4 protein-coding genes are annotated in these 6822 nt (G+C 72.9%); 3 read left to right on the top strand and 1 reads right to left on the bottom strand.

Annotation, left to right across the window (positions count from 1 at the left end; all coding sequences use genetic code 11):
• Window positions 1–85 precede the first annotated feature (85 nt).
• Window positions 86–1936, top strand: a complete 1851-nt coding sequence (locus AB9M23_RS22495) for an adenine deaminase (protein ID WP_372426942.1) — start codon at window positions 86–88, stop codon at window positions 1934–1936.
• 70 nt (window positions 1937–2006) lie between these two features.
• Here the strand turns inward: AB9M23_RS22495 and AB9M23_RS22490 are convergent, their stop codons facing one another.
• Window positions 2007–2159 (bottom strand): hypothetical protein, encoded by a 153-nt coding sequence (locus tag AB9M23_RS22490; RefSeq protein WP_372426940.1) that lies wholly within the window; start codon window positions 2157–2159, stop codon window positions 2007–2009.
• A gap of 375 nt (window positions 2160–2534) precedes the next feature.
• Between AB9M23_RS22490 and AB9M23_RS22485 the strand changes: the two genes are divergently transcribed.
• Together AB9M23_RS22485 and AB9M23_RS22480 are read left to right on the top strand one after the other, a co-directional pair.
• A complete protein-coding gene (locus tag AB9M23_RS22485) occupies window positions 2535–5351 on the top strand; it encodes a bifunctional diguanylate cyclase/phosphodiesterase (protein WP_372426939.1) in 2817 nt (938 codons plus the stop codon).
• Window positions 5352–5503: 152 nt separating this feature from the next.
• Window positions 5504–6718 (top strand): multidrug effflux MFS transporter, encoded by a 1215-nt coding sequence (locus AB9M23_RS22480; RefSeq protein ID WP_372426938.1) that lies wholly within the window; start codon window positions 5504–5506, stop codon window positions 6716–6718.
• The last annotated feature ends 104 nt before the right edge of the window (window positions 6719–6822 follow it).

The raw sequence follows: 6822 nt of genomic DNA, 5'->3' as shown, positions 1-6822 counted from the left end.
ACGGGGAGGAGGCGGTCGGCGCCCCGGGCTTCCCACCCCGGGCCCCCTCGGCTACCGTCGGGCGGTCCCGCGCAGGAGCCCTCCGATGGCCGACTCGACCCCCCGCCTCACCCGCTTCTCCGTCCCGCCGCTCGCGCAGAGCACCCGCCGCCTCGCCGACGTCGCCGCGGGGCGGGCGGCGCCCGATCTCGTGATCCGCGGGGCGCGGGTGCTGTCGACCTATACGGACCGCATCCTGCCCGAGCGGGAGGTCTGGATCGCCGGCGGGCGCATCGCCGCGGTCGTGCCGAACGGCGCGCACGCGCAACTCGCCCACGCTCCGGCCGAGATCTACGACGCCGACGGCGGCATCCTCGCGCCGGGCCTCGTCGACCCGCACATCCACATCGAATCCTCGATGGTCACCGCCTGCGCCTACGCAGAGGCGGCGCTCCTCAACGGCACGACGACGATCTTCTGCGACAGCCACGAGATCGGCAACGTCATGGACGTCGCCGGCGTCGAGGCGATGCTGGAGGACGCCCGCCAGGCGCCGCTCTCGATCTTCCTCACCGTGCCCTCGACGGTGCCGGCCACCTCGCCGCAGCTCGAGACCGCGGGCGGGGACCTGACGGCGGAGAAGATCGGCGCGCTCTTCGATCGCTGGCCGGAGGCGGTGGCGCTCGGCGAGAAGATGGACTTCGTCCAGGTCGCCCACGGCGATCCGCGCTCGCACGCGATCCTCGCCGCGGCGCTGTCGCGCGGGCGGCCGGTGTCGGGGCACATCTACGGGCGCGAGTTCGTCGCGGCCTATGCCGCGGCGGGCGTCACCGACACGCACGAGGCGATCGACCGCGACATCGCCGACGACCTGCTCGACGCCGGCGTCTGGATCTTCCTGCGCGGCGGCCCGCCGACCACGCCGTGGCATTCGCTGCCCGAGGCGATCAAGACGATCACGGAGCTCGGCGCCTCCAACAAGCGCGTGTGCGTATGCACGGACGACCGCGACGCCGACGACCTGATGCAGTTCGGCATGGACTGGGTCGCCCGCCAGGCGTGGAAGGCCGGCATGACCCGCGAGCAGGCCTGGGCCATGGGCTCGCTCCACCCGGCCACGCGCTACCACCAGGACGGCGAGATCGGCGCGCTCGGCGGCGGTCGCCGGGCGGACGTCGTGCTGCTCAACGACGCGCTCGAGGTGCGCAACACCTGGTACGGCGGCACGCTCGTGGTCGAGGACGCCAAGATCACGCCCGTCCTCGACGCCGCCTTGTCGGATCGCTGGGTCTACCCGAAGGCGGCCTACGCCACCGTGAAGATCGCCGGCGACCCGCCCCTGGTCCCGGCCCCGCCGACGACGCCCTGCGTGGCCAACACCCTGCGCACGGCCCTGCCGGGCATCGTCGTCCTGCACGAGCGGGTGACGCTCGCCTCCGGCGAGACCTGGGAGGAGATCATCCGCGAGAGCGGCGCCGATCTCTGCCACGTCGCCGTGATCGAACGCCACGGGCTCTCGGGCGGCGAGAGCCGGGTGGCGCACGGGCTCCTGAAGGACTTCGGCCTCGAGTCCGGCGCCGTCGCCTCCTCGGTCGGGCACGATTCGCACAACCTCATCGTGGCCGGCACCAACGAGGCCGACATGCGCCTCGCCCTCGACACGCTGCGCGCGGCGCAGGGCGGCGTGTGCGTGGTCGACGCCGGCGCCGTGAAGGCCTTCGTCGCGCTGCCCATCGCCGGCCTCCTCTCCGACAAGCGCGTCACCGAGGTGGCCGAGGAGACGCGGGTGCTCAAGGAGGTCTGGGCGAAGGCCGGCTGCACCATCCCCTATATGGGCTTCAACCTGATCCCGCTCTCGGTCATCCCGGAGATCCGCATCACCGACATGGGGCTCGTGCTGGTGCCGCAGATGACGATCGTCCCGCCCTTCGAGGAGGGGCGGGAGGCGGCGGAATAGGGGAGGGGTACGGGCGCCCCACGCGCATGCGGCGCGAGACCGAGCCGGCGGGGTCCGGTCCGCGGGCCGATCAGAGGGCCGCGAGGCCGAACGCGAGCGCGACCGTGGTCCCGAGCGAGAGGGTGAAGCCGAGCGCGGCGACGCGCCAGGACGGCGTATCGCCGCCGACCGAGGGGGCGGCGGCGGACAGGGCGCGGCGGTCGGGGACGGTACCTGCGGACATCGATCGGGTCTCCTGAGCGGGATGGTCGTGCCCCACCGCTGCCGGCGTCGGGACGACGTGGGCGGGCACGAGAGGGTGGGCGGCGGAGCGGCGACGGGGTCACCGAGGGCTGCTCCGCACGAGGTCGGGTCACGAACGCGCGAGGTGGTGCCGGGTTTCGACGAGCGGCGCGGCGGGCGCATCCCGCTCGCGTCTCTCGCGTTCGTCGGACGAGGACGCGATTCGGTTCAGCCGAGTCCCGCGCGGCGGCGCGACGCGTTCACTCTCCGAAAACCAAGCGGCGATTTGGGCGACGAAGATCGTCCGCCGAGGGCCGCCCCGTCCAGCGTTTGGTTCACCTTTGCGCGCACAAGCTCCCAGGAAAGGGAGCAATCCATGGTCCGAAGCTGGGTGCGGCGCGGCCGGCCGACCTTCTCCGCATACCTCATCGCCCTGAGCCTCGCGCTCTCGGTGCCCCTGCTCGCCTTCGCCGCGGTCGTCTCGTACGAGCTCGGGACGAAGGAGCGTGCCGAGGTGGAGGCCGGCGTGTTCGATGCGGCGGCCCGCGTGCGGCGCGCCGCCGACGCGCTCGTCGCCGACGCGCTCTCTGGGCTGCGCATCCTGGCGACCTCGCGGGCGGTGCGGTCGAACGACCTGTCGGGCTTCCACGCCGAGGCGCTGGTCGTCGGGCGCGAGCTCGGCGGGCACGTCGCGCTCGCCGACGCGGCTGGCGAGCGCCTCGCCTACACGCGCGTCCCCTGGGGTACGTTGCTGTCGAGCATCGACGAGGGCGGCGTCGTCGCGGCCGTCGTGCGGACCGGCGAGCCGTTCGTCTCGGGACTGCTGACGTCGCCGCAGACGGGAGAGCGGTTCGTCGCCGTCGCGGTGCCCGTCCACGCGGGCGCCGATACGGGTCGTGTGCTGACGCTGGAAATCCCGCTCCGGAAGCTGCTCGAGACGGTCGTCTCGGCGGACGTCGGCACGCCGCGCTGGGGCTCGATCTCCGACCGCGACGGCACGGTGCTCGCGCGCAGCGCCGACAACGCCGATCACGTCGGGCGTCGCCTGCCGGGGTTCTCCGAGCTGACGAGCCCCGCCGGCACGTGGCGCGGAACGGGCTTTCTCGGCATCACCGTGTTCGGGGCCTACGAGCGCTCCGATCTCACCGGCTGGACCGCGGGCGTCGGCGTCGACGAAGCGGCGCTCGATGCGCCGGTCGCGGCATGGCGCATGCGCCTCGTGGGACTCGCGGCGCTCGTCCTCGCGATCACGGCGATCGTGGCGGTGCCGATCTGCCGGGAGATCGCCGGGACCTTCGCCCAGCTCACCGCCATGGCGCGGCGGCTGGGCATGGGCCAGCCGCTCGCAGCACCGGACGTGCGCATCGCCGAGGCCCGGACGATCGCCTCGGTGATGGCACGCGCCTCGGTTCACCTGTCGCGTCGCAACGCCTTCCTGCGCGAGGCCAAGGACGATCTGGAGGCGCGGGTGGCCGCGCGCACGCGGGAACTCGAGGAGAAGACGACGCTCCTCCAGACCACGCTCGACCACATGGACCAGGGGCTCGTCATGGTCGACGCGGACGGGCGGGTCTCCGTCTACAATCGGCGCGCCGTCGACCTGCTGGAGTTGCCGGAGGACCTCGTCGCGTCGCGACCCACCGTGGCCGAGCTCCACGCGCACCAGCTCGCCAGGAACGAGTTCGTGCGCGACGAGGATGCCGAGCGCGTCAAGGAACTCTACGGCGGCTCGGCCTTCAAGGAGCGGCTCTACGAGCGGGAGCGCCCGAACGGGACGATTCTCGAGATCCGCACGGTGCCGCGGCCGGAAGGGGGCGCCGTGCGGACCTTCACGGACGTCACCGCCCGCAAGACGGCCGAGGCGGAGCTGGCGCGCATGGCGCGCCACGATTCGCTCACGGGCCTGCCCAACCGCGCGAGCCTGCGCGAGCGGCTGAAGGAGCGGCTCGCCGAGGCGCTGCGCCACGACCGGCCCTTCTCCGTGCTCTGCCTGGACCTGGACCGCTTCAAGGTGGTCAACGACACGATGGGGCACGCCGCCGGCGACATGCTGCTGGGACTCGTGGCGGAGCGTCTGCGGGAGGTGGTGCGCGGCGAGGACTTCCTCGCCCGCGTGGGAGGCGACGAGTTCGTGCTCCTGTGCCCCGAGGCCTCCGGCTGCGCGAGGGACGAGACCAGCGGCGCGGCGCTGGCGCAGCGCATCATCGCGGCGCTGGCGCAGCGCATCATCGCGGCGCTCGCGCAGCCCTTCGCGCTCTCGGGCAAGCCGATCGAGATCGGCGTCAGCATCGGCATCGCCAACGCGCCGCGCGACGGCGGCACGATCGACGATCTCCTCAAGGCGGCCGACCTCGCGCTCTACCGCGCGAAGGGGGACGGGCGAAACACCCATCGCGTCTTCGCGCCGGAGATGGACGCGGCGAACATCGAGCGCCAGGTGCTCGAGATCGAGCTGCGGCACGCGATCCAGCGCGGCGAGATCACGCTCGCCTACCAGCCGATCGTGGACGTGCACGGCGGCGGCGTCACCGCCGTCGAGGCGCTGTGCCGCTGGACGCATCCGCGGCTCGGCGCGATCTCCCCGGCCCGCTTCATCCCGCTCGCGGAGGAGACCGGGCTCATCGCGCCGCTCGGCGCCTTCGTGCTGGAGACGGCCTGCCGGGAAGCCGCGGGATGGGGCACGCCGGTGCGAATCGCGGTGAACGTCTCGGCGGTGCAGTTCGCCCGCGCCGACCTCCTGGCGGTGGTCGTCGCGGCGCTGGAGGCGTCGCGCCTCCCCGTCGACCGGCTGGAGCTCGAGATCACGGAGAGCGTCCTCATGGACGGCGCCACGGTCCTCGACACGCTCCATGCCCTGCGGCGCCTCGGCGTGCGCCTCGCCATGGACGATTTCGGCACCGGCTATTCGTCGCTGGGCTATCTCGAGCGCTTTCCGTTCGACAAGCTCAAGATCGACGGCTCGTTCGTGAAGCGCATCGCGAGCACGGAGGCGGACGCGATCGTGCGCGCCATCGCCAGCCTGGGCGAGCGCCTCGGGATGACCATCACCGCGGAGGGCGTCGAGACGTCCGAGCAGCTGCGGCTGGTGCGGGAGGTCGGCTGCCAGGAGGCGCAGGGCTACCACGTCGGGCGCCCCGTTCCCGCCGAGGAGATTCGGCACCGCCTGCGCGGCGGCCGCACGGAGGCGGCGTAGGCGCCCGGCACGACGAGAGAGACATCGCGTGCCGCGCCGCACCGAGCCCCGACGCGACGCAGCTCGGCAGTCGGCAATTGAAAATCGTTGTCGACGACGATGGGCACCACGGAGTAGATACACGTCCGTTGCCCTCTTTCGACGAGACGACGATGCTCTCCGCTCATGCCCCCATCTCGACGGCACGCCTGGCCGCCGTCCTCGGACTGCTCGCCTGCGTCGGGCCCTTCGCGATCGACATGTACCTGCCGGCGCTGCCCGCGGTCGCGGCGGAGCTCGACGCGCCGATCTCCGCGGTCCAGGCGACGCTGATCGCCTACTTCCTCGCGTTCGGCGTCTCGCAGCTCGTCTGGGGGCCGATCTCGGACCAGGTCGGCCGCCAGGCGCCGCTGATCGTCGGGCTGTGCGTCTTCGCTTTGGGCAGCGCCCTGTGCGCGCTCGCGCCCTCGATCGGCTGGCTGATCGCCGCGCGCTTCGTGCAGGGCGTCGGCGGGTCCGTGCTGATGGTGGTCCCGCGCGCCGTCATCCGCGACATGGCGACGGGCGCGGACGCGGCGCGGATCATGGCGCTCGTGATGCTGGTGATCAGCGTCTCGCCGATGCTCGCCCCGCTCGTGGGGAGCGGTGTCATCGCGATCGGCGGCTGGCGCCTCGTGTTCGCCGTGCTGCTCGCCGCGGCGGTGGCGAGCCTCTTCGTCACCCGGTTCCTCCTGCCCGAGACGCTGCCTCCCGCCGCGCGGACCCGCGCGTCGCTCGCGGGACTGCTGCATGGGAGCAAGGTCCTGCTCTCGGATCGCTGGTTCATGGGGCTCACGTTCATCGGCGGCTTCGGCTTCGCCTCCTTCTTCGTCTTCGTCGCCAGCGCCTCCTTCGTCTACACCGAGAGCTTCGGGCTGAGCGCGACCGGGTTCAGCATCGCCTTCGCGGTGAACGCGGCGGGCTTCTTCGCCGCCTCGCAGGTCGCGGCGGGGCTCGGGCGTCGCTTCGGCATGAACCGCGTGGTGCTGGGCGGGACGACGGGGTTCGCCCTGTTCTCGGGGCTCCTCCTCGGGCTGGCGTGGGCGGGCCTGGCCAGCCTCGCCGTCGTCGTCGGCCTGCTCGTCGTGGCGAACGCGTGCCTGGGCGTGGTGCTGCCGAGCACGATGGTGATGGCGCTCGACCCCCACGGCGAGATCGCGGGCCTCGCCTCCTCGCTGGGCGGAGCACTCCAGATGGTGCTCGGCGGCATCGTCGTCGTCGCGTCCGGGCCGTTCTTCGACGGTACGACCCTGCCTATGGTCGCCGCGATCGCGGCCTGCGGGGCCGTCGCGGCGGCGCTCGCTTGGATCGTCCTGCCGAGGCCGGAGCGGGCGAGCGCGCTGTCCTGAGCCGGGGCGCCCGGAGCGCCGTGCCGGGACACGTCCGGCACGGCGCCGCCCTCTCCCGTCGAGAGGCGACCGCCCGCGCGTCGGGGGCACCGGGGCGGCTCGGT

Origin of the sequence: Salinarimonas chemoclinalis (assembly GCF_041514305.1) — a bacterium.
GTDB lineage: Bacteria > Pseudomonadota > Alphaproteobacteria > Rhizobiales > Beijerinckiaceae > Salinarimonas > Salinarimonas chemoclinalis.
This window is presented reverse-complemented; position numbering and strand designations above follow the sequence as displayed.